The sequence below is a fragment of the Plantactinospora endophytica genome (genome assembly GCF_016862915.1).
Lineage (GTDB): Bacteria > Actinomycetota > Actinomycetes > Mycobacteriales > Micromonosporaceae > Plantactinospora > Plantactinospora endophytica.
Genome location: NZ_BONW01000016.1, coordinates 280,124 through 303,740, shown reverse-complemented (window position 1 = coordinate 303,740; position 23,617 = coordinate 280,124). Strand labels below are relative to the sequence as shown.

The 23,617-nt window shown below is 73.2% G+C and carries 17 protein-coding genes; 11 read left to right on the top strand and 6 right to left on the bottom strand.

The genetic code is table 11. From position 1 onward, the window contains the following. Positions 1-47: 47 nt before the first annotated feature. The 7 genes from Pen02_RS17315 to Pen02_RS17285 all read left to right on the top strand — a co-directional run bounded on the left by Pen02_RS17315 (position 48) and on the right by Pen02_RS17285 (position 6,621). Entirely contained in the window at positions 48-1,082 is a 1,035-nt protein-coding gene (locus tag Pen02_RS17315) for a squalene cyclase (RefSeq protein WP_203867083.1), read from the top strand. A gap of 291 nt (positions 1,083-1,373) precedes the next feature. Then, positions 1,374-1,631 carry a hypothetical protein gene (locus Pen02_RS17310; protein WP_203867082.1) on the top strand — a complete coding sequence of 86 codons (258 nt, stop codon included), beginning with the start codon at positions 1,374-1,376 and terminating at the stop codon, positions 1,629-1,631. A gap of 289 nt (positions 1,632-1,920) precedes the next feature. Next, positions 1,921-2,760: a CPBP family intramembrane glutamic endopeptidase gene (locus tag Pen02_RS17305; protein ID WP_203867081.1), complete on the top strand. Its 840-nt coding sequence runs from the start codon at positions 1,921-1,923 to the stop codon at positions 2,758-2,760. After that, positions 2,757-3,914 carry a sensor histidine kinase gene (locus Pen02_RS17300; protein WP_203867080.1) on the top strand — a complete coding sequence of 386 codons (1,158 nt, stop codon included), beginning with the start codon at positions 2,757-2,759 and terminating at the stop codon, positions 3,912-3,914. Before Pen02_RS17305 ends, Pen02_RS17300 begins: the two co-directional genes overlap by 4 nt. Beyond that, complete coding sequence (locus tag Pen02_RS17295) at positions 3,911-4,567, top strand: response regulator (RefSeq protein WP_203867079.1); 657 nt, start codon at positions 3,911-3,913, stop codon at positions 4,565-4,567. The genes Pen02_RS17300 and Pen02_RS17295 overlap by 4 nt, the downstream gene beginning before the upstream one ends. A 279-nt stretch (positions 4,568-4,846) precedes the next feature. Further along, entirely contained in the window at positions 4,847-5,365 is a 519-nt protein-coding gene (locus tag Pen02_RS17290; protein ID WP_203867078.1) for a MarR family transcriptional regulator, read from the top strand. Further along, entirely contained in the window at positions 5,362-6,621 is a 1,260-nt protein-coding gene (locus Pen02_RS17285) for an MFS transporter (protein WP_203867077.1), read from the top strand. The genes Pen02_RS17290 and Pen02_RS17285 overlap by 4 nt, the downstream gene beginning before the upstream one ends. A 219-nt stretch (positions 6,622-6,840) precedes the next feature. Here the strand turns inward: Pen02_RS17285 and Pen02_RS17280 are convergent, their stop codons facing one another. Next, the gene (locus Pen02_RS17280; protein WP_203867076.1) at positions 6,841-7,917 is read right to left on the bottom strand and encodes a radical SAM protein; all 1,077 of its coding nucleotides are present in this window, start codon (positions 7,915-7,917) and stop codon (positions 6,841-6,843) included. A 427-nt stretch (positions 7,918-8,344) separates the two neighbouring features. Between Pen02_RS17280 and Pen02_RS17275 the strand changes: the two genes are divergently transcribed. Both Pen02_RS17275 and Pen02_RS42565 read left to right on the top strand, forming a co-directional pair. Further along, positions 8,345-10,162 (top strand): ABC transporter ATP-binding protein, encoded by a 1,818-nt coding sequence (locus tag Pen02_RS17275; RefSeq protein ID WP_203867075.1) that lies wholly within the window; start codon positions 8,345-8,347, stop codon positions 10,160-10,162. Continuing rightward, positions 10,155-12,215: an ATP-binding cassette domain-containing protein gene (locus Pen02_RS42565; protein ID WP_203867074.1), complete on the top strand. Its 2,061-nt coding sequence runs from the start codon at positions 10,155-10,157 to the stop codon at positions 12,213-12,215. Before Pen02_RS17275 ends, Pen02_RS42565 begins: the two co-directional genes overlap by 8 nt. Before the next feature lie 3 nt (positions 12,216-12,218). Here Pen02_RS42565 and Pen02_RS17265 read toward each other — a convergent pair whose 3' ends face one another. From Pen02_RS17265 to Pen02_RS17255, 3 genes are all read right to left on the bottom strand, one after another. Then, positions 12,219-14,876, bottom strand: a complete 2,658-nt coding sequence (locus Pen02_RS17265) for a helix-turn-helix transcriptional regulator (RefSeq protein WP_203867073.1) — start codon at positions 14,874-14,876, stop codon at positions 12,219-12,221. Between the two features lie 1,042 nt (positions 14,877-15,918). Continuing rightward, positions 15,919-17,154 (bottom strand): RCC1 domain-containing protein, encoded by a 1,236-nt coding sequence (locus Pen02_RS17260; RefSeq protein ID WP_203867072.1) that lies wholly within the window; start codon positions 17,152-17,154, stop codon positions 15,919-15,921. A gap of 276 nt (positions 17,155-17,430) precedes the next feature. Further along, on the bottom strand, positions 17,431-17,739 hold the full coding sequence (locus Pen02_RS17255; RefSeq protein WP_203867071.1) for a hypothetical protein: 309 nt from the start codon (positions 17,737-17,739) through the stop codon (positions 17,431-17,433). Between the two features lie 370 nt (positions 17,740-18,109). Between Pen02_RS17255 and Pen02_RS17250 the strand changes: the two genes are divergently transcribed. Then, complete coding sequence (locus tag Pen02_RS17250; RefSeq protein WP_239140873.1) at positions 18,110-19,912, top strand: ATP-binding cassette domain-containing protein; 1,803 nt, start codon at positions 18,110-18,112, stop codon at positions 19,910-19,912. A 77-nt stretch (positions 19,913-19,989) separates the two neighbouring features. Here the strand turns inward: Pen02_RS17250 and Pen02_RS17245 are convergent, their stop codons facing one another. Beyond that, entirely contained in the window at positions 19,990-21,240 is a 1,251-nt protein-coding gene (locus tag Pen02_RS17245; protein WP_203867070.1) for an MFS transporter, read from the bottom strand. 119 nt (positions 21,241-21,359) lie between these two features. Here Pen02_RS17245 and Pen02_RS17240 point away from each other — a divergent pair, with 119 nt between their 5' ends. Continuing rightward, entirely contained in the window at positions 21,360-21,980 is a 621-nt protein-coding gene (locus tag Pen02_RS17240; protein WP_203867069.1) for a CGNR zinc finger domain-containing protein, read from the top strand. 19 nt (positions 21,981-21,999) lie between these two features. On the opposite strand, the gene Pen02_RS17235 is transcribed toward Pen02_RS17240, so the two are convergent. Further along, positions 22,000-23,427, bottom strand: a complete 1,428-nt coding sequence (locus Pen02_RS17235) for a polysaccharide biosynthesis protein (protein ID WP_203867068.1) — start codon at positions 23,425-23,427, stop codon at positions 22,000-22,002. Between the last annotated feature and the right edge of the window lie 190 nt (positions 23,428-23,617).

Sequence of the window (23,617 nt, the reverse complement as noted above, 5' to 3'; positions counted from 1 at the left end):
CGCACCGGCCCCCCACGCGTGGGTCCGGTCGGCGCTACCCTGCGGTGATGGTTGGCAGCTCGCTCACCGACTGGCTACTGGACTCCGACCCCGCCCTGCGCTGGCAGGTCGAGCGGGACCTGCTGCGGCTGCCGGCGGAGGTGTGGGCGGCGACGAGGGCCCGGGTCGGGACCGAGGGGTTCGGCGCACGGCTGCTGGCGCTACAGGATCCCGACGGGCAGTGGGCCGGGGGCGCATTCTTCCCGGCCGACTTCGACTGGCACGGCCCGGAGGCGCAGGAGGGCGGCCAGCCGTGGACGGCGACCACCTGGACGCTGAACACGCTGCGCGAGTGGGGGCTGGACGCCGACGCGCTCGCCGGTACGGCGGAGAAACTCGCGGCGAACAGCCGTTGGGAGTACGACGACCTGCCGTACTGGGGCGGCGAGGTCGACTGCTGCGTCAACTCGTGGACGCTCTCGAACGGTCTCTGGCTCGGTGCCGACGTGGACGGCATCGTCGACTGGTTCCTCGCCCACCGGCTGTCCGACGGCGGCTGGAACTGCGAGTGGGTCGACGGGGCGACGAAGTCCTCGTTCCACTCCACCCTCAACGCGCTCAAGGGTCTGCTCGACTACGAGCGGGCGACCGGCGACCGCGAGCGGGTACGCGAGGCGCGCCGCTCCGGCGAGGACTACCTACTCGCGCGCGGGCTGTACCGCAGGCTGTCGACGGGTCAGCCGGTCGGGCCCTGGGCACTGCGTTTCGGGTACCCGTTCCGTTGGACCTACAGCGTGCTCAACGCGGCCTGCTACTTCCGGGCGGCATCGCTGCACGACGGCACCGGGCCGGACCGGCGGATGGCGGAGGCGGTCGAGCGGATCCGCGCCGCCCGTCAGCCGGACGGTGTCTGGCTCCAGGCGGGGCGGCAGCCCGGCCGGGTCTGGTTCGAGGTCGACGCCGCCGCCGGGGAGCCCTCGAAGTGGCTGACGTTCCTCGCGACCACCGTCCTGCGGTGGTGGGACGACCCGGAACGGCGCGGTCGAGGCGACGTGCCTGCCGCCGTCGGCCCGCACGTCCGGCCCGACGGATCACGACCATGACCACGACCTCGTGGGCGAGCGCGGTGGCCCGACCCGGTCGGGACGAATCCGTGTCCCGGCCGCCGTGCCGGTGGGACGACGCCGAAGTCGCCCGGCGCCGATCCGGCGACCCGGCAGGGCGGATGCCCGTTCGACGGAGACCCCGCTGACGGTTCGTCGTCGCAGTACCGCCCGTTGTCGTGAGCCGGGCCGGGCGTACCCGTGTGAGCCTTACTTTCATCATCATCGATGTCCCAGGGCCCGGCTCGACGGGGAGTCTATGCACTGTGGACGGTATCGGGAGGAGGCTTCATGCGCGGACGCAGATGGGCGACCCTGGTGGCAGCGGTGACGCTCGCCCTGGGCGGCCTGGTCGGGACCGGCGCCGCTCCGGCTGCCGCAGACCCGCCGGGCGGCACGCTGCGCGGTGTCTACTACGACGGCCAGTTCTGCAACAGCTACGGCAGCGAGGGTGCCCGGACCGGCCTGTGGAGCTGGTACTACTGCGAGTACCGCCAGTACGGCCCCACCGGCCCCGGTTACTACTTCCTCTGGACCTTCACGTACTAGCACCGGGGTCGGGTACGCCTGCCCCTTGACCGCCGGCATCCGGTCGTCCGGCGAAGGTACCCGTCCAGCCGGCGACGGGCCTTTCCACGTCGACTGTGGGAAGGCCCGTCCGCACTGGCGTGCCCCGGGCAGGACATCTCTGCCGGCGTACCCGCTTCCCGGCTGCCGCCGTCCCCCGTGCGAGCTACCGCCAGGTGTCCACCGTGCGGTGACGATTCCGGGCCGCGAGATCCATAGCGTCGACGTCGTCGCGGCGCTCCGGCCGCGCAGTCTCGCAGGAGGAGTCGTCATGCGACTGTTGAAGCAGCTCGGTGCCGTGGCGGTGATCGCCTTCGTCGGCGGCCAGGCCGTCGCCGCGATGGACGGGAACCCGCTGCTCACGCTCGTCCTCGGCATCGCGACCGCCGTACTCGCGCTGCTCACCTACGGCTGGGTGGTGCGGCGGACCGAGCGCCGCGCGGTCGTGGAGGTGGGCCGGTCCGGGGCCGGCGCCGCGACCGGTCGGGGGGTGTTGGTCGGTACCGGGATGTTCGCGGTCGTCATCGCGGTGATCGCCCTGTTCGGCGGGTACCGGGTGGACGGCGTGGGCTCGCTGACGGGCATGACCGCGCTGTTCGGCTTCATGGCCGCCGCCGCCGTGACGGAGGAGCTGATCTTCCGTGGCATCCTGTTCCGGATCGTTGAGGAGCGGGCCGGCACCTGGGGCGCGCTGGTGCTGACCGGCCTGCTGTTCGGCCTGGTACATCTGCTCAACCCGCACGCCAGCCTCTGGGGTGCGCTCGCCATCGCGGTCGAGGCCGGCGGGATGCTCGCCGCCGCCTACGCCGCCACCCGCACCCTGTGGCTGCCGATCGGCCTGCACTTCGGCTGGAACTTCGCCGGGGCCGGCATCTTCGGCGCCACCGTCTCCGGCAAGGACGGACTGGACGGGCTGCTGGCCGGCGTCACGTCCGGCCCGACCCTGCTCAGCGGCGGCGACTTCGGGCCGGAGGCGAGCCTGTCGGCGGTACTGGCCGGCGTGCTGCTGACCGCCGTGTTCATGCGGCTGGCCCACCGGCGCGGCCACGTGGTGCGCCGGCGGCGACGGGGCGACACCCCGGCCGACGCGGTCGCTACGCTCACGCCGTGACCGACCTCTGGCGGCGGCTCCCGGACCGGTGGCGACGGTACGACGTCACGGTCCGGGATCTCCCGCTCGCGCTGCTGCTCGTCGTCGGGTCGCTGCTTCCGGCGTTGCACGGTTACGGAACCCGGGTCGGCGACCTGCCGAACCGCCCCTTCGACGCGCTGGCCGTCGCGGCGGTCGCGCTCGAATGCCTTCCGCTCGCCCTGCGCCGCCGGTGGCCGGCGGTCTGCCTCGCCCTGGTCTGCCTCGGTTTCGCCGTCGACCAGCTCCGCGGCTACCACGCGTTCGCGGGCACCGCCCTGCCGATCGCGCTGCTGAGCGCGGGCCTGCACCTGGACCGCCACCGACACGCCACCGCGATCGCTCTCTCCGTGGCGTACGTGCCGTTGGCGGTGGCACTGGACCGGGCCGGCGCGCCGGAGCGGCCGGTCGGCTTCGTGACGTTCTACCTGGCCCTGGCCGTCGCCTGGGGCATCGGGGCGTGGCTGCGCTCCACCCGGGCCGCCGAGGCGGAACGCCGCCGCCACGTCGCCGAGACCAGCCGCGCCGCCGAACGCACCCGCATCGCCCGCGAGCTGCACGACGTGGTGACCCACCACGTGACGGCGATGGTCGTACAGGCCGAGGCGGCGCGGTACCTGACCGCCGTCCCCGAACGCCTCGACCAGACCCTGACCGCCGTCACCGACACGGGTCGGCGGGCCATCACGGACCTGCGGCACCTGCTCGACCTGCTCAACCCGGACCACGGCACCGAACCGGTGTCGCCGTCCGTCGGCGAGTTGCACGCGCTGGTGGACCAGACCCGGCGGGCCGGCCAACCGGTGGAGTTCACCGAGGAGGGCGGTCCACGGGAGACGGTCGGCAGCGCGCAGGCCGCCGCGTACCGGGTCGTGCAGGAGGCTCTGACGAACGCCCTCAAGTACGCTCACGGCAGCCGCACCGTGGTCCACGTGCAGCACGGCGCGAGGGAGATCACCGTGGAGGTCAGTACCGACGCTCCGGGTTCGCCGGCCGGGTCTCCCGGCGGGAGCGGGCGGGGCCTGCGCGGGCTCCGCGAACGGGTCGGCGTACTCGGTGGTGAGTTCAGCGCGGGCGGGCGTCCGGACGGCGGGTTCGTGGTGCGGGCCCGCATCCCCGGCGGGAACCCCGGGTGAGCGCTCCGGTCCGGGTACTGGTCTGCGACGACCAGGCGCTGATCCGCACCGGGTTCGCGACGATCATCGACGCCCAGGCCGACCTCGAGGTGGTGGGCGAGTGCGGGGACGGGCGCGCTGCGGTCGACCTCGCCCGCCGGTTGCGCCCGGACGTGGTGGTGATGGACGTACGGATGCCGGTCCTGGACGGCATCGAGGCGACCCGCCTGCTGGCCGGCGTCGGGGTCACTGATCCGGTCAAGGTGCTCGTGGTCACGACGTTCAACCTCGACGAGTACGTCTACGAGGCGCTGCGCGCGGGGGCGAGCGGGTTCCTGCTCAAGGACGCGCCGCCGGCCCAGTTGCTGCACGGGATCCGGACCGTCGCCACCGGGGTGTCGCTGCTGGCCCCCGAGGTGACCCGGCAACTCGTGGGCAGGTACGCCGCGCGGATCCGGCCGGCCGGGGACGCCCCGGAGGTTCCGCTGACCCCGCGCGAGTTGGAGGTGCTGCGCCTCATCGCGGACGGCCGGTCCAACAGCGAGATCGCGGCGACGCTGGTGATCAGCCAGGAGACCGTCAAGACGTACGTGTCGCGCATCCTCACCAAGCTCGACCTGCGCGACCGCGTGCAGGCGGTGGTGTACGCCTACCGCCGTGGTCTGGTGACCTGAACCGTCGGGCCCGCCGCTGCCACTGCCGTATCCGCGTGCGGCGAGGCGGCCGTCCGGCTCGCCTGGCCGCGTACCCGGATGAAGCAGGCCGCGCCCCAGGCCCTGGCGGTGGCCGGGTAGCCCGAGCGGGATCACGTCGGCCCGCCCTGCGGATCGCGCACGGCCAGCGGCGCCGGCACCCAGCCCGGGTCGGCTGCCGGGGTACCCGTCAGCGTCGGGCCGGGGCCGCCGCCGGGACCGAAGTAACAGTTCTTATATAAGTTCTGTTACTTTACTGGCATGGCCGATCAGCAGAATCAGGCGAGCCGCCAGGACCTACTGGACAGCAGCCACTGGCGTCCCCTCTGGCGGATGCTCGGCGAGATGGACCAGGACATCGCCACGCTCTACCGGCAGGCGGGCCTGCCCGGCCTGCGCCCCCGGTTCGTGGGTCCGCTGATCCAGCTCTCCCGGCACGAGTCGATGACGATCCAGGAACTGGCCACCGCCGTGGAGGTGACCCACTCGGCGATGAGCCAGACGGCCGCCGCGATGCGTACGGCCGGGTTCGTCGAGAGCGCCGAGGGCGGTGACGGTCGGACCCGACGGATCCGGCTCAGCGACCGGGGCCGGGAGATCCTGCCGCTGCTGGAGGCGGAGTGGCGGGCGACCGAGGCGACGGTACGGGAGTTGGAGGAGGAGATCCCCTACGCACTCAGCCGGGCCGTCGAGGACGTCAACGCCGCCCTGGCCACCCGTTCGTTCCGGCAGCGCCTCGACGACAACCTCGCCAAGGCCCTCGACGGACGTCTGCGATGAAACTCCTCGGCGCCCTGGTCGACGTCCGCCCGCTACGCGAGTACCCCGCCTTCCGCCGCCTCTGGCTGGGCACCACCGCCGCCGGATTCGGTGGCCAAATGAGCGTCTTCGCCGTCACGCTCTACGTCTGGGAACACACCCACGACCCGGTGAAGGTCGGGCTGATCGGCGCCTTCGCCGCCGCCCCGCTGGTCGCGTTCGCCCTGATCGGCAGCGCTTTCCTCGACCACGTCGACCGACGCCGCCTGGCCCTGGTCACCACCTGGGGGCAGATCCTCACCAGCCTGCTGATGGCCGCCGTGGCCGTCCGGTCCGACGACGGGGTGTGGGCCATGCTCGCGCTGGTCGGTGTCGCGGGAGGCTTCTCGGCGGTCGGCGGCCCCGCCCGGCGTACCTTCGTCCCCCGGCTGCTCCCCACCGACCGGCTCGCCGGCGGGCTGGCCCTGAACCACCTGTCCTTCCAGATGGCGCTGCTGCTCGGCCCGGCCCTCGCCGGGGTGCTCACCGCGCGGTGGGGCACCACCGTGTGTTTCGTGGGCAACGCGCTGCTCTGCGTGGCTGCCCTGATCGGAATCGCCGGACTGCCGCCGACGAAGCCGGCCGCGGCGGCCGGCCGGGCCGGCGCGGGCGCGGTCTGGGCGGGCATAGCGTTCGTCGCGCGTACGCCCGCGATCCGAGGTGCATTCATGGTGGACCTGTGCGCCACGGTGCTGGCCATGCCGATGGCCCTGTTTCCGGTCGTCAACCAGGAGCGGTTCGGCGGGTCGCCGGAGGTCCTCGGCCTGCTCACCTCGGCGGTCGCGCTCGGCGGAATCCTCGCGTCCGCGCTGTCCGGTACGGTCACCCGGTCCCGCCGTCCCGGCCTCGTACTGCTGGGCTGCGGCGCCGGGTGGGCGGTGTCGCTCGCCGGAGTCGGGGTGAGCGGTCAACTTCCGGTCGTACTCGCCCTGCTCGCCCTGGCCGGCGCCGCCGACACCTGGTCCGTCGTGGCCCGAGGCACCATCGTGCAGTCGTCGACACCGGACTCCCACCGGGGACGCGTCGCCGCACTCGAACACATCGTCGGGGTGGCCGGACCGCACGCCGGTGGCCTCCGCGCCGGGCTGGTCGGAGCCGAGACCTCCGCCGGTACGGCGCTCGTCGTCGGCGGGGTCACCTGCCTCTCGGGACTGGCACTGATCACCGCCCTCGTCCCACCACTGCGGCGCTTCACCATGACCCGACCCTCGCCCGCTTCCGCTCCCGCCCCCGTCTGACCCCGCCCGTGGGCGGTCCGGCGGCGCCGCACACCGTCACCGGCCCGCTCGGCACCGACGCCAGGACCCGCGCCCGACCAGCACCGGCCTGCTCGACACCGGACCGGGCCCGACCAGGTGACAGGTCAGGCGATCGTCGACGCCAGCCGGGCGACGGCCACCGACGTCAGGACCGGGTCCGACCAGCACCGGCCGCGCGTGGGCGGACGGGGCAGCGGGTCAGCCGCCGACCGGTCGCAGTGCGATCTGCCGGGGTGCCTGGCCCGGCTCGAAGACCCGGCGGCGGTCGATCCGCGCCCGCACCTCGTCCGAGCCGAACCGGTAGTCGATGCGGCGTACCGCCTCGGCCCAGTCCCGCCTGCTCCGGATGCCGCGCAGACACTCCAGCACGAACGGGTCCTGCCACCGGCTCCGGGACCGTTCCCACAGGACGTACGGGTCCTCGGTCAGCAGGTTCCCGACGGTGCCCTCGTAGATCGGCATCGCCCGTACCCCGCCGTCCGGCTCGATCTCCAACGGCCGGAAGTCGGGATGGCTGGCGATGTAGTCGGGATGCATCTGCACACCGAAGTTGTCCGTCGTGCTGACGGTGACCGATCCGGGGGCGGCGCGCTGGAGCCGCTGCCGCGTCTCCTCGTCGACCAGGGCCGCGACCTGCTCGTCGGAGAGCATCTCGTGCTCGCCGTACGACACTCGACTGGCCAGACCGGTGGGCACCACCGCGCCGAACGCGACCTCGCTCAGGTGCGGGAACCGGGGTGCGACCGAGGTGCACATCTCGTCGAGCTGGTGGTAGTTGCTGCGGACCACCACGTTGTCGATGCCGAACCGGAGCGGCGACTCCCCCGCCGCGACCCGCCGGGCACTCTCCGCGTCGAGCAGGGCCAACGCGGCCATCGCCCGGTCGAAGGAACCGGCCCGGCCACGGATCCGGTCGTGCACCTCCGCAGTGGCGCCGTCGACGCTGACCACGATCTTGGCAACGATGCCGGCCAGGTCCCGGACGGTCTGCTCCGGCATCGACCATCCACTGGTGTACAGGAAGACCCGCACGCCGGCCCTGGCGAAGTGTTCCACCACCTCCACGATGCGTGGCACGGTGAGCGGTTCACCCCCGCAGAGCGTGATCATGACGGGCCGGAAGGTGATGAGCGCGTCCGCCACCCGCAGCATCTCCTCGTGGCTGAGATTCTGCGGACGGCGCCGGCCCGACTCGGTGTAGCAGTGCGAGCATCGCAGCGGACAGGCGAACGTGACGTCCCAGATGAGGACGTTCGGACCTGCGTCGACAGTCATGAGACGGATCTCCCGGCGGGATCGGCAGTGCGGTCGCCGGAACCCTACGAGCGCCGCACCGACCGGGACATCGGCGTCGGGTACGCAAGCACCGCGACCGGCTACGCAGGTCTGACGCCCCGGTGACGCGTACCCGACGGTCGCTCCTCGGTAGTCCCGGCGGCGCCGTTGCGTACCCGACTACCGATTCCCCGGTCCACCTCGGCGCCTAGCGTTCTGGCGTGGCAGCCGCCACGGTTCGCTGCTCGTCGCCAGCGCAGGAGGTGAATCATGTCCGCTTACCCGCCGGTCGACCCCGCCTGAGGGGCAGGTGCCTGACAGCGGTGGTCACCCCGTGCGGGTGGCCACCGCGGGCCCGGCAGCGGAGGACCGAAACCGTCGACGTCGCAAGGAGTGTGCCACCGTGTCGACCTCAACGACAGCCGGCGTGACCCACCGCCGTGGCAGCGTACGGGCGCTCGTCCGCGAACTGCCGCGCATCGACGCCCCGCTCACCATGCTGCTCGTCGCGCTCGTCGCCGGACAGGTCGCGGGCGTCGTGCTGCTGCCACTGGCGATCGGGCGACTGGTCACGGCGCTGGCGGCCGGCGACGGTGACCCGACGGCGGCCCGGCACGCGTGGTCCGGGCTCACCCTCCTGGCGCTGGCGCTCGTGCTGGACATCGCCCTCGAACCGATCCGCACCATGGTCACCGCGAAGTTGAGTACTGCGGTGGACGGCGCCCTGGCCCAACGTACCGTCGAGGGCGCGCTGCGTCCGCCCGGGGTCGCGCACCTCGACGACGCCGGGGTCGCCGACCAGATCGAGCAGGCCCGTGGGGTCGGCGTCGGCGCGCACGCCCCCGGACAGGCGGTCAACGCGCTGGCCGCGCTGGTCCCGCTCCGGCTCACCGGGTTGGCGTCCGCCGTCCTGCTCGGCTGGGCCGGACAGTGGTGGATGCCGGTGGTGCTCGGCGCCGCCTGGATCGTCACCGGCCGGTGGCAGGAGCAGGAGATGGCCCGCGCCGTCGTGGCCAACACCGCGCGAACCGTCCAGCTCCGGCACGCGGCGTACCTGCGCGACGTCGCGGTCACCGCACCGTCGGCCAAGGAGCTGCGCCTGTTCGGCCTGCACCACTGGCTCGTCGAACGCTTCACCCGGGAGTGGTGGGACGGCATCGTCGAGATGCGCCGCAGGACCACCGACGGGCGGCGGCACCTGGCGGCGAGTTCGCTCCTGCTGGCGGCACACGTCGTCGTGGTGGTGCCGCTGGCCTACGGCGCCAGCAACGGCGACCCGCCGGTCGGCCAGCTCACCGTCGCGCTACAGGCGCTGCTCGGGCTCTTCGCCCTGGGGTTCACCGGCGACCTGCAACGGCGGCTGCACCTGGCCAGCGCGGCGGTACCGCCGGCGCTCGCCGTGGGTGCGCTGGGCACGTCGGCGAGCACCGTCGCCGGGAGCGAGGCGACCGGTCTGCCGCGCCGCGAGATCCGGTTCGAGCGGGTGTCGTTCGGGTACCCCGGCGACCGCCGACCGGTGCTGGACAGCCTGGACCTCGTCATTCCGGCCGGTTCCTCGCTGGCGATCGTCGGGGACAACGGCGCCGGCAAGAGCACCATCACCAAGCTGCTGGCCGGGCTGTACCGGCCGGATTCCGGTCTGGTCCGGGTCGACGGCCACGACCTGCACGACCACGACCTCGCCAGTTGGCGCCGGCAACTGGCCGTGGTGTTCCAGGACTTCGGCCGGTACCCGTTCTCCGTACGCGACAACATCGCGTTCGGCGCGGTCGAGACGACCGCCACCGGGGAGGCGGTGACCGAGGCGGCCCGGCTCGGCGGCTTCCTCGGTGTCGAGCAGGGGCTGGCCGACGGCTGGGACACCCTGCTCACCAACGCCTACACGGGCGGGACGGAACTGTCCGGCGGCCAGTGGCAGCGGCTGGCGCTGAGCCGGGCGCTCTACGCGGTGCGCCAGGGTGCCAAAGTCCTCGTCCTGGACGAACCCACCGCACACCTGGACATCGAGGCGGAGTACGAGCTGTACTCGCGGTTCCTGGAGATCACCGCCGGCATCACCACGATCCTGGTGTCGCACCGGTTCGCCACGGTCCGGCTCGCCGAACGGATCGCCGTGGTGCGGGACGGCCGGGTCAGCGAGTACGGCAGCCACGACGAGCTGCTGGCCGCCGACGGCCGGTACGCCCAGATGTTCCGGGTGCAGTCTGCGCCCTTCACCGAGTCCGCAGGAGGCCGTCATGCGTAGCTGGCTGGGCGCCGCCCGCCTGGTGGTGGGCGTCGCCGTTCGGGCGGATCCCCGGCGCGCGGTACTGGTCATGGTGTTCGTCCCGCTGTTCAACATCGTCGCGGCGACGCAGGCGCTGGGGCTCCGCTGGATGGTCGACGGCGCGGTCGCCGAGCAGTTCACCGAGGCGCTGACCGGTGCGCTGGTCCTCGTCCTCGTCACCGTCTTCGTCCACCAGGCGAGCGCGGTCGCCACCGATCTCCGGCAGGTGCTCCAGCAGCGGGTCGGACTCGAATTCGACCGCCGGTTGATGAACCTGTGCGCCGGTCCCGCCCACGTCAGCCACTACCACGACCCGAAGTTCCTCGACACGGCCGAGCTGGTCCGGCAGCGTCGGACCGAGTTCGGCGGCGCGTTCGCCGCGCTGGTCGAGAACGCCGGCCTGTTGGCCCGGTTCGTCGGCGCGGTGGCGCTGATGGCCACCGTCAGCCCGACGCTTGCCCTGCTGCCGCTGTGCATCGTGCCGCTGGCCGTCGCCATCCGCTGGCAGGCGAACGCCGTCGCCGCCGCCGAGGTGGCCGGTGCCGAGGCCGACCGTCAACGCGCCGCCCTGCTGACCCTGGCCACCGATCCGGCCGCCGCTCCGGAGGTCCGGCTCTACCGGCTGGGCGACGAGATCGCCGCCCGGCACCGGGCCGCCTTCACCGTCTCGGCGCGCCGCCGGGAAACGGCCCGGGCTCGCGGCGCCGTCGCGGTGGCGGCCGGCTGGCTGCTGTTCTGCGCCGCCCTCGTCGGCGGGCTGTACGTCGTCACCCGGTCCGCCCTCTCCGGCACCGCGTCGGCCGGGGAGGCGGTGCTGGTCCTGCTGCTCGGCACCCGGCTGGTCGGCGCCACGACCGGCCTGAGCTGGCTGATCGGATGGCTGCGTCGGTCGCTGCACACCGTCGCGCTCTACCAGCGCCTGGCCGACCATCCAGTCAGCGGCGCCAACGCCACCAACGGAACCGACGCCACCAACCGGACCGACGGCGCCAACCGAACCGACGGCGCCAACGGGACGGAGGGCGCCAGCGGAACGGACGGTGCGAACGGGATCGAGGGAGCCGACGGGACCGACGGAGCCGACAGCGCCAACGGCACAAGACGAACCAGCGGAGCCGGCGCAACCAACGGCGGCCGGAGCCGGGATCTGCCCCGGCGCGGCGACCTCGTCCTCGACGGCGTCAGCTTCCGGTACCCCGGCGAGGCGACCCCGGCCCTGGGCCCGATCGACCTCCGGCTGCCCGCCGGTGCCACCGTCGCGGTCGTCGGCGACAACGGTGCCGGCAAGTCCACCCTGGTGGCCCTGCTGGCCGGTCTCTACCCGCCGTCGTCCGGGCGCATCACCTTCGGCGGTACGGATCTGGCGCGGGTGGACCCGGCCGAGTGGCGGGGCCGGGTCACTGCGGTGTTCCAGGACTTCTGCCGGTTCGAGTTGCTGGCCAGGGAGTCGGTCGGGGTCGGCCGGCTGAGCGCGATCGACGACCGGGAGGCCGTGGGCGCGGCGCTGGAATCGGCCGGCGCGGCGACCATGGTGGCCCAACTGCCCGCCGGCCTCGACAGCCGTCTCGGTCGGACGTTCCCCGACGGTACGGACCTTTCCGCCGGCCAGTGGCAGAAGCTCGCACTCGCCCGGGGCCGGATGCGGACCACACCCGAGGTGGTGCTGCTCGACGAGCCGGCGGCCAGTCTCGACCCGGACAGCGAGGCCGAACTGCTGCGCCGGTATCTCGCGCCGACCCGGTCGACCGCCGACGCACCGATCACCGTCGTCGTGTCGCACCGCCTCACCACGGTACGCGACGCGGACCTGATCGTGGTCCTGCACGACGGCCGGGTGGTCGAGTGCGGCCCGCACGCCGAGTTGGTCGACCGGGCGGGCCGCTACGCAGCGATGTACGCGCTACACGCCGCCGCGTACGCCGCCGGGCCGCCGACCCCGGCGTCTCCGTCGACCCCGTCGTCTCCCGCGTCGCCGTCGTCTCCCGCGTCGCCGTCGTCTCCGCCGGCAGCTCGTGGCTCGGTCCTGGCCTGAGGGTCAGACCGGGTAGTTGCCCGGGGTCGTCCTCGATCCCGGGCCGCCGCCGACCGGGAGGCTGTCGAACCAGTGCGTCCGCAGGTCCCGACGGGAACCGATGCCGAGCTTCCGGTACACCCGGGCCAGATGGCTCTCCACCGTCCGGGCCGACACGACCAGCCGGGTCGCGATCTCCCGGTTGGCCAGACCGCTGGCGGCGAGGGCCGCGACCTCGGTCTCCCGGATCGTCAGGGCCGGTGAGGCCGGATTCGGTGCCGGCACGCCGAGCGCGGTACGGAGCCGACCGGCGAGCGCGACGGCTGCGGCGTGGTCCTGGTCGCGGCCGGGTGACGCCCTCGCGGCGGCAGCCTCGGCCAGCCGCCAGGCCCGCCGGGGCAGGCCCAGCTCGGCGAGCCGGGTGGCCTGCTGCAGCAGCCCGGTCGGGTCGGAGTCGGACAGCGCCAGTTCGCCGCGTGCCTCGGCCACCAGCCGCCCCGCCTCGACGTGCCGGATGCAGCGGGTGAGCCGGTCCGCCAGCGCGACCGGCTGGTCGGCCGGCGGAAGCTGTGCCGCCCAGGTCAGGTACTGCAGCTCGATGCTCCAGCAGCCCGCCGCGTGTGCCGCCGCCACCGCCGCCTCCAGCCGGCGCCCGGCGGACCGGGTGTCGCCTCGGGCGGCGGCCACCGCACCGTCGGCCCACGGCCGGAGGCCCGGCAACACCGCCAGCCGATCGGGCGGGTCGGCGTCCAGCACCTGCTGCGCGTCGTCCGGGCGCCCCGTTGCGGCGAGCGAGACGGCGAGCCAGGCCGACGCCTCCGACCGGAACAGCCGGAACCCGACGGACTGTTGCGCCAGTGCCTCGCGCAGCGGCGGGATCGCGGCCGGGTATTCGCCCCGGAGCAGCCGGGCGTACCCGGCCAGCAGCGGCCAGTCGACGGCACGTAGGCCGGTCCCGGGTACCTTCCCCGGTAGCCTCGGCCAGCGTCCGAGGACCGGATCGGTGACCGTCGGCGGTGCGCTGCCGTCCCGCCACAACCCGATCAGGGACAGCACGGCCGAGGCCAGGCCCGCGGTGTCCGGGGGTCGGGCGTGCTGACCCCGGGCATCCGCCAGTACCGCCGCGCCCGCGACGGCCGCCTCGTCGGTACGGCCGAGCAGGGCCAGCGCCATCGTCCGGACGATCCGGCACCGTAGTGCGGAGTGGCTGACGGCTCCGGCGTCGGGGAGCCGGTGCAGCAGCCGGTCGGCGACCCGCGCGGCGTCGGCCGGGCGCTGCCCGATCAACAGGACCGTCGCGTCGGCGCCGTCGATGGCGTCGTGTCCGGTGGTCGACGCCACGGCGCGGAGCGCCCGCAGGTCGGCGTGGGCCGACGCCGGGTCACGCTCCGTCACACACCGGTGCAGGGCGAGCGCGGCCGAGAGCAGCACACGTCCGGTGGGCGACCGGTCGGAGGCGGTCGCCTGGTGGAGTACCGACTGGGCCTCGCGGCCGGAGCCGACCTCGGCGAGGGCGTCGGCCAGCAGTACGGCGGCCCGCGCGGACCGGTCCCGACCGAACGCGACCCGGGCCAGCCGGAGCGCCTGCTCCGGCGCGTGCGGTCGGAGCTGGCGGGCGGCGTCCGTCAACGCCCTCGTGGCGACCGGCGCACCCACGGCCAACTGCCAGCGGGCGACGGTGGCCGGATCCGGTGTGGTGTGGCCGGACTGGTGCGCCGCTTCGACGAGGGCCGACGCGACCCGACGCCGCCGGGCCGGCGACACCTGCGACCAGACGATCGCCTGGAGCAGCGGATGACCGAACCCCACCGCCACACCGTCGTCGGTGTCGGTGGTACGCAGCAGGTTCAGGTCCTCCAGTTCCTCTACGGCGTCCGGGGCGATCCGGTCGACCAGCTCGATCGGCAGGTCGTCGCTCACCGCGACCGCCGCCAGCGCGTCCCGGTGTGCCGGGGTGAGCCGGTTGGGTTCGGGCAGGAACAGCTCGACCAGGTGTGGTGGCACGCTGAGCTGCCCTCGCCACCACCACAGTCCCCGGTCGTGGACCATCCGACCGGTGACGGAGCCGTGCCGCACCAGCTCGGTCGCCAGCCGTGGGTTGCCTCCGGTCCACTGGTACACCAACTGTGCGGTGGTCGACGCCACGGCGTGGCCGAGCATCGCCTGCGTCAGGGTCGCCGTCTCGGTCGGGTCCAGCGGTGGCAGGTCGACCCGGCGCAGATGCCGGTCCTTCCACAGCGCCACGACGGCGTCCGGCGTCGCCGTGTCCGAGCGCGTGGTGACCATCAACCGGACGCGACCGTCGTGGGCGAGGCCCAGCAGGGTGTTCGCCGACCGGTCGTCGATCCAGTGCGCGTCCTCGACCACCAGCAGGGGCGTACGCGACCGGCCACGTCGCACCAGCTCGGCGCGGATCCGACCGGGCACCAGTGCCGGGTCGCCGCTCACCGGAAAGAGCTGGCCGAACAGGCCGAACGGGATCGGACGTGCCGCCTCGGTGGCGGTGGTACGGGTGACGGCGTAGCGGTCGGCCGACAGATGCCGGGTGACGAGTTCGACGAGCGTCGTACGCCCGGTCCCCCGCTGTCCCACCACCACGGCGCCACGATCGGTGGTCACCGCGGTGAGGACCTGCTGGACCAGACTGGACCGTGCCACCAGCGGTGTCTGGATACGGTTCACGGCTGCCCCCTCCTGCCGTGGGTGCCGACATCCGGGAAATGTCGGCAGGTGCCGGTCGAAAACCGGCTCGTTTCGGTGCCTACGGAGAGCCGTCGATCATTTCGATGGCGACCTTCCGCCGACGTACCCGAATTGCGGCACGTCGGTGACCGATGACGAATGTGCCACGATCATCCATCGGGAAGCCCCGGCGCGGCATTCGGCGGCCAATATTCGTGGTAATGGATCACGTCCTCGGCCGGTACGACGACCGGACGCCACGTACGGCGAATCAGCAGCCGGCCTCGTCGGGTACGGCTGCTACCAGCGGCGATACGCGCCCCCCAGGCGGATCGACGCCGACGACGGCCAGGAGTCCGGGGCGCGGCGGTGTCGAACTCGGACCGACCGATTGACTCAGTCCGTTCGATCTCTTTGTGCGGAGATGCCGCATTGGAATCCCGCATCAACATCACGAGAACCCACTCAACGTCGTCGGATCAACCGACCATCCCAGGCGCGACTGGACGGCGGCTGAACGGCGACTGGATGACCGATCCGACCACTTTCCCGGTAATGCGAGTGGTTCACGTTCCGTCGGCGCGCGGCGCCGACCGGCGCGGTGCAACTCGCCGACCGGCACGGGCCGGCAGACCTCGCCCGCGATCCGCGATCGCGGCATCAGCGGCACAGGCGTACGTCGCGGCGCCGGAAGACCTCGCCCGCGGTTCGCGTACCCGACCTGGCGGCGCGGGCGCCCGTCGCGGCGCCGGAGTTGCCGACCGTCAGGCGATCGAGGCCAACAGCCGGGTGTACCGCGCGGCGCGGTCCCCCGTCCGCAGCATCGATGTGAATGGATGCTATCCAAGCTCCGGCCGACGACGGAAGTCCGGCCGCCGAACCGCGGTTCCTCCGGACATCGGCCCGTGTCGAGGTTCGCGCCCATGCCGCCGACCTGGTCGCCGCCGACGTGTCGGCGGGACCGGTCGACGGCATGGGCGTGGAAGGGCTCCGCGCCGCTGACCGAGAGCGGGCCGCTGAGCGCGAGGCTCGGTGGCTGCGGTCAGCCCGGCAGGGTCACCTGCGCCGGAGTCGACCGCTGGGTGGTGGTGCCGTCGCCCAGTTGCCCGGCCGTGTTGTTGCCCCAGCACCACAGGCCGCCGTCGGTGCGTACCGCGCAGTTGTGGTAGCCGACGACGGAGCCGTTGGTCCAGGTGGTGGCGTTGCCGACCCGGGTCGGGGCGTACCGGTGGGTGGTGGTGCCGTCGCCGAGCTGTCCCGTGGTGTTGTTGCCCCAGCACCACAGGCTGCCGTCGGCACGGGCCGCGCACGACGAGTCCTCACCCGCGTTGACCCTCGTCCACGTACTGTTGTCGCCGACCCGGACCGGTGCGGTCTGGTGGGGGCCGGTGATACCCAGTTGCCCGTACCCGTTCTCGCCGAAGCACCACAGGGTCCGGTCGGTGCGGACCGCGCAGGTGAAGGCGTAGCCGGCGGCCACCCCGGACCACGTGGTCGCGGTACCGACCTGCGCCGGACTCGTCCGGTAGCTCAGGGTGCCGATACCGAGCTGTCCGTTCGAACTGTCGCCCCAGCACCACAGGGTGCCGTCGGTGCGGGTGCCGCAGGTGTGCGCGTACCCGGTCGTGACGCTCGCCCAGTTGGTCGCCGTGTCGACCCGTACCGGGGTGGTGGCGTTGGCGAGGGCGCTGCCCGTACCCAGTTGCCCGTTGCGGTTGAGGCCCCAGCACCACAGCGTGCGGTCGGTCCGGATGCCGCAGGTGTGCCGGTTGCCGGCGCTGACGCTGGCCCAGGTGGTGGCGTCGCCGACCCGGGTCGGGGTGCTCCGGTTGGTGGTGGTGCCGTCGCCGAGCTGGCTGCCGTTGTTGGCACCCCAGCACCAGAGCGTGCCGTCGGTGCGGATCGCACAGGCGTAACTGGTGCCGGCGCCCACACTGGCCCAGGTGGTGGCGTCGCCGACCCGCACCGGGAGGGTCCGGTTGGTGGTGCTGCCGTCACCGAGCTGGCCGGCACCGTTGGTACCCCAGCACCAGAGCGTGCCGTCGGTACCGACCGCGCACGTGTGCGCGTAGCCGGCGGCGACGCTGGCGACCGCCGGAGCGGCCGACGCGGTGTTCGACGAGCCGCGTTCGGCGGCACTCAGACCGGCGGCAGTGGCGCCCGTCGTTGCTCCGACGGCGAACACCGCGATTCCGACGGACGCCGCCACCGTGGCGAGAAGGGTGCTCGCCGACCGCCGCCACCGAGCCCGCAGCGAACCATGTTGATCTTCGTTCATGTACTGTTCTCTCCCGAATGACGTCGATACTTGAGCGGTGGAGGCGGCATTGCCCGTGGTAGGTCGTCAACAACCCACCAATTCATAGCATCGACGTTCGGCATTGACCAGAGGCAATGCGAAATAGTCGGATCGGCTACCGGGAAACCCGTGCGACGAGACCGTTCCAGGAGCCGAAAAAAGCCGTACGGTCAGCAGTTGTGACTAATCGTCCGTTGACCGACCACTCAGGTCCGGAGGTACGCCGACCATCAGCCCGCGCGAGCGCCACACCATTCAGGACGGCGGTGGAACCTCGTCGCGGTCCGCTGTCGTCCGCTGGTCGGGGCCTGGCAGGCCCACCTCGCCCAGCCCGTCGAGGAGCCGTTCGCGGGCCTTCTCCAGCCGAATCGCGTAGTCCGGCGCGAAGATTTCCGCCAGCGAGGTCTCCAAGGTGCCGGCAATCGTGTGCAGCGGTGACCAGACGGCACGGTCCTGGTTCACCAGGCCGTCGAAGGCGGCGGTGCCCATCATCCGGTAGAGCCAGTCCGACAGCACGAACGCCTGGTCCCTGGTGAGCTTCACCGTGAAGTCGTCTTCGGGCATCCGCGCAGGCTATACCCGTCGATCCTGACGTCGGCGGGCCCGCCCTCCGGGACTCCGCCCACCGCGCCAGTCGGGTCGACGGTGGGCGCGGCCATCGCGGCGGCGAGGAACCCGGCCCGTCCCACGGGCTGGCGGGCACCCACCCGCAGGCCGCGACCCGCCGCCGGGAAATGCGCTGGGGACGCGGCCGGCCGATCGGGTACGGTCGGGCCATGTATTCAGGCAACGTGACGATGAAGCCCTGGTCCCTCCGCTGACGGCGGCAGGGTTGACCGACTTCCTCTGACCTAACTCTGCTCCGCCGTCCTGGCGTTCCCGTCGGGCGGCGCGTTCGTGCTGCCCGGCTCCAAGACGAGCCGAAGAGCACACAATGAATAATTCTGCACGGATTTCATCTCAGGATCTGACGGCGGGGCCCGACCTCGCCTGGGGCGGCCCGTTGCCGGCCGGGGACCTGGCACACGTCCGGGCCGACGGCGTCCGGGTCGTACTCGGTGGGCGCGTCGTGCTCTCCGAGGTCAGCGTGACCGTCTCGGCGGGCTCCCGCCTGGCGATCGTCGGCGAAAACGGCCGGGGCAAGACGACGCTGTTGCACGTACTGACCGGCATGATCCAGCCCGACCAGGGCACGGTGGCCCGGATCGGCACGATCGGGGTGGCCCGGCAGGCGCTGGAAGCGCGCGACGGCGAGACGGTCGGCACCCTCGTGCGGGGCGCCACCCGGGAGTCCAGACGCGCGTTGCAGGCGCTCGACGACGCCGCGACCGCGTTGGCCGGCGGCAGGGCGGGCGCAGAGACGGCGTACGCCGCCGCGCTCGACGCGGCCACCCGGCTGGACGCCTGGGACGCGGAGCGCCGCGTCGACGTGGCGTTGGCCGGACTCGACGCCTGCACCGACCGGCGGCGTCCACTGGCGACGCTCTCGGTCGGCCAACGCTACCGGGTCCGCCTGGCGTGCCTGCTGGGGGCGCGCTACGACCTGCTGATGCTGGACGAGCCGACCAACCACCTCGACGCCGACGGCCTGGCGTTCCTCACCGTACGGCTCCGTCAACATCCGGGCGGCGTGGTGGTGGTGACCCACGACCGTGCCCTGCTGCGCGACGTGGCCGGGGAGTTCCTGGACCTCGATCCGAGCGAGGACGGGCGACCCCGCCTGTACGTCGGCGGCTACGCCGGCTGGCAGGACGGTCGTCGGCGGGAGCGCGAGCGCTGGGTACGGGACCACGAGGCACAACAGGCCGAGCACCAGCGGCTCGCCGACGCGGTGACCGAGGCACAGGGCCGACTCAGCACCGGATGGCGACCGGAGAAGGGGCACGGCAAACACCAGCGCCAGTCCCGCGCCCCCGGTCTCGTCCAGGCACTCCGGCGCCGGCAGGAGTCGCTGGAGGCACACCGGATCACCGTGCCCGAGCCACCGATGCCGCTGCGCTGGCCCGGCCTCGGTACGCGTCCCGGGCTACCGATCCTGCGCTGCCATAACGTGACCGTGGCCGGGCGCCTGCACCGGCCGGTCACGCTCACCCTCGACGGTGCGGACCGCCTGCTGGTGACCGGCCCCAACGGGGCGGGCAAGTCGACGCTGCTCGCGGTGCTGGCACAGGATCTCGAACCGTCGACCGGGGACGTCCGGCGGCTCTCCGGGGCGCGGGTGGCGTACCTGGGACAGGAGGTGCCGGACTGGCCACCGACCGTGCTCGCCCACGACCTGTACGACCAGCACGTCGGCCGGCTCCGCTCCACGGGGCGCCTCGGCGACCGGGACCTCCTGCCGTTGACCGCGACCAACCTCCTCGACCGGGAGGCCCTCCGTACGCCCGTCGGGCGGATGTCCCAGGGCCAGCAACGCAGGCTGAACCTCGCGCTGCGGCTGGCCGAACGCCCCGACCTGCTGATCCTCGACGAGCCCACCAACCACCTGTCGGCGCCCCTGGTCGACGACCTGACCGCCGCCCTGGTCGAGACTCCGGCGGCGGTAGTGGTGGCCACCCACGACCGTCAGATGCTCCACGATCTCGCGGCCTGGCCCACCCTGCCGCTTCCGGTCGACGCCGTGCAGCGGAACGAGATCGCCCACCGGCCGAGTGACGACGCGGCAGCAGACCGACAACCGCCTGCCGCTTCCGGTCGACGCCCTACACCGGAACGAGATCGCCCACCGGCCGAGTGACGACGCGGCGGTGGAACGACAACTGGCGGAGTGAGCGTGGGCGGGATCGCGGGGGCGTGCCTCCCGACCTCGCCCACTCACCTGCCGGCCGACCGACCGGCGGGCTTGCGGGTAGGTGTGGCGTGAGGCGCGGCGAGCCGGCGGCGCCGAGCCCGGCCGGGCGGTGCCGCAGCACCGTCCACCGAGGCCGATCCGCCGGCACCGACGACGGCCGGCCGGACGAGTCGTTCACCGAGGGCGATTGCCAGGGCGACGACACCGAGCAGCCCGCCGAGCAGCACCGTGCTCCGCACGCCGTGGCCCGGCAGCACCAGGCCGCCGAGGAAGGCGCCGGCGGTGATGCCGACGTTGACGGCGGCGGAGACTGTGGCGGCGGCGAGGTCGGAGCGGCCGGGCGCCACCCGCAACACGAGGCCGCCGAGCACTGCGGTGAACGCGGCGAACGCCAGCCCGGCCAGCGCGATCAGGACGACGGCCGCCGCCGGCCGATGGCCGAACGCGTACAGCCCGAGCAGCGCCGCCGACTGCACCGCGACGGTCACGACCAGGGCGAGCCACGGGCTGCGGTCCACCACCACCCCGACGGCGATGATGCCGAGCACGCTGGCGACGCCGCGCGCCAACAGGACGGCCCCGACCGAGGCGGCGGCGAACCCGCTGACCTCGGTGACGAAGAGGGCTACATAGGTGTAGCCGGCGATGGCACCGGCGGTCGCCAGGACGGCCACCGCGACCAGCAGCCAGAACCGGCGGGCGTCGGGGGTGGCGCCACGGGCGGCGTGTCCCTGGTCGGGCCGCGTCGAGGGCAGCAGCGCGGCCACCACGACGAGCACGATCGCACCGAGCCCGGCCACCGCCAGGAACGACGCCCGCCAGCCGGCACGCTCCCCCAGCCAGGTGCCGGCGGGTACGCCCAGGGTCAGCGCGACGTTGCCGCCGGCGAACACGATCGCGACCACCCGCCCGCGTAGTGCGGGTCGGAACAGTTCGGCCGCCGCCGGCACCACCACGGCCCAGAACAACGCATGTGTCGCCGCGGTCGCCATCCTGGCCGCCAGCATCAGCGCGAACGTGTCGGCGAGGACCGTCGACGCGGTGCTGACGACGAAGCCGGCCAGCAGCGCCGACAGCAACCGTCGACGGGGTACCCGCCGGACCAGCGCCGTCAACGGGACCGAGGCGACCATCACCACCGCGCCGTACGCCGTGACCAGCATGCCCACCTGCGACGGCGGGACGGCCAGGTCGCCGGCCATCGGAAGCAGCAGCCCGATCGGCAGCGCCTCGGCGGTGGTGTAGAGGAACGTCCCGCCCGACAGTCCGATCAACGCCCCTACCGCCCGGCCGCGACCCATCCGCCTCGCCCCCCTGTTTCCGGCTAAATTTGTTATGACGGCAACATGCTATTGGCGGCTCCGCCGAGGGTCAACTGGTAAAGTCGGTTTCGATGGAAACAGTCGAGGACGTCACGCGGATGCGCCTGGTGGGCGGCGATCTCGCCCTGGACTTCGTCAACACCCGCAGCGGTCCACCCGTCGGCCCGCCGGACGACGACGTGCTCACCGGCTACCCCGAGCTGACCGCCTGGGGCGTCCACGCGGGCGCGCTCACCCAGGCCGAGGCCACGGCACTGCGCCGGCTGGCCCGCGACGATCCGGCCGGCGCCCGGGCGACCCACAGCCGAGCGCGGCACACGCGCGACTACCTCGACGAGATCTTCCGGTCGCTGGCCGCCGGTCGGAGCCCGAGCAGGTCCGTGCTGGCCCGGCTGCGGGACGACGAGGCGGACGCACTCGGGCACGCACAGCTCGACCGGGCAGGCACGTTCGGGTGGACCTGGCGGGACGACCGCACGCTCGCCCGGCCGCTACGACCGGTGGTGCACGCGGCGGTCCAGCTCCTCACCACGGGCGCGCTGGACCGGATCAAGGTTTGCGGAGGCTGCCGCTTCGTCTTCAACGACGAGAGCAAGAACCGCAGTCGCCGCTGGTGCAGCATGGACGACTGCGGAACCACCGAGAAGATCCGCCGCTACGTCGCCGCCCGACGCACCCGCGCGACCCGCTGAGCGTGGCGGGCTGCTCCCGTCACGGACGACCGGGCGACGGTTCCCGCACCGCTGACCGTCCCCGGACCGCCCGCAAGCCCAGCACTGCGGTGGTGAGCGCCGCGACGGCCAGCGCGGTGCCCAATACCCCGGGAAGGGTGTGCGGTGCGACGAACCAGCCCCCGGCCAGCATGGCGGCGATGCCGGCCCAGAGCGGCCCGGCCGGATGTCGGCCGCCGGCCGCCACCTCGGCGTTGACCAGTACGAACGCCACGGCGTAGAGCGCACCGACCGCCGCGAAGTACGGCGCCTGCCCGGCCAGGTGGACGTACTCGGCACCGCCGACGAGTCGGATCGCCAGCTCACCGGCCAGCGCCGACGCGGTGACCAGCACTCCGCCGAACGTCGCCACCAGTGCCAGGGCGACGGCCCGGGTACGCCGGTCGCCCCGGGCCAGTCGGGGCAGGGCCAGTACGGTCACCACCGCCGGCGCCCAGATCGCGCCCTTGGTGAGCACGCTACCCACCGCGTACGCGCCGGACTCGGCGGGCGGCAGCAGTTGACGGGCCAGGATCAGGTCGGCGTAGGAGATCGCGAGCATGGCCAGCGTGGCACTGCTCGCCGTCACCACCCGCCGGACCCCCGAACCGACCGCCGCCGGCAGCACTGCCCGCGCCGGCGATGCGGCCCGCTCCCGCGCTACCTCCTGCGCCGGTGGTCCGTCCTGCTCCCGCAGTGCGACCTGATCGGGCGCGGCGACCTGACCCGGCGCGACCATCGGGTCCGGCGCGACCATCGGGTCCGGCGCCACGACCTGATCCGATGTGACAGTCGGGTCCCCTGCGACGACCTGATCCGGTGCGACGGTCGGGTCCGGCCGGGCGGTCGCGGCGGCCAGCCGGGCCAGCAGGGGCAGCACGAGGTACCCCAGCACGGCCCCGGCGAGCAGCGAGCGCAGCAGACCGGCACCGAGCAGCAGACCCGCGATCACGCCCGCGTACCGCCCGACGGAGAGCAGGACCAGCCCGGCCGCGAGCCGGACGAACCGTTGCTCACCCTGCAACTCGCCCAGCCACCGGCCAGCCAGCACGACCGGTACGGTCATCGCGGTGAGCAGTGCGGCGATCTCGACGGGCAGCCGCAGCACCGCGACGATCAGCGGCGAGACGGTGACCAGCACGCCGGTGGTGACGGCGGTGGTGAGCAGGGTCAGTCGGGTCGTCGAGGTCGGACCGTACCGGGCCCGGTGCACGGCGACCGCGAGTTGCAGGCCCATCCCGGGCACACCGGCGACGGCGCCGAGGGCCAGCACGGTGGCGAGTACGCTCAGGTCGGCGGCCGACAGTTGCCGGGCCCCGAGCATCGGTACCAGGTAGGCCAGCAGGTTCGTCAGCACGCTGCCCACCGTCACGGCCGCGCCGGCCCGGCCCACCCGCCGTACGGTCCGGTTGCCCGTCGTCCGTGTCATGCCCGCCCAGCTCGCCCCGGTCCTGTCGCCCGGGCCGTCCCGGCGCTCGGACGTTCGGCGGTCAGCATAGCCAGCCGCCGGACGCCCGACGCCGCGGCAATCGCCGGGACGTCCCCGGCCGGACGTCGACGGGCCGAGAGCCGGGGCGGATCCGATAGTCTGTGAGCCGTCGTCCGCTGCACGCGCGGGG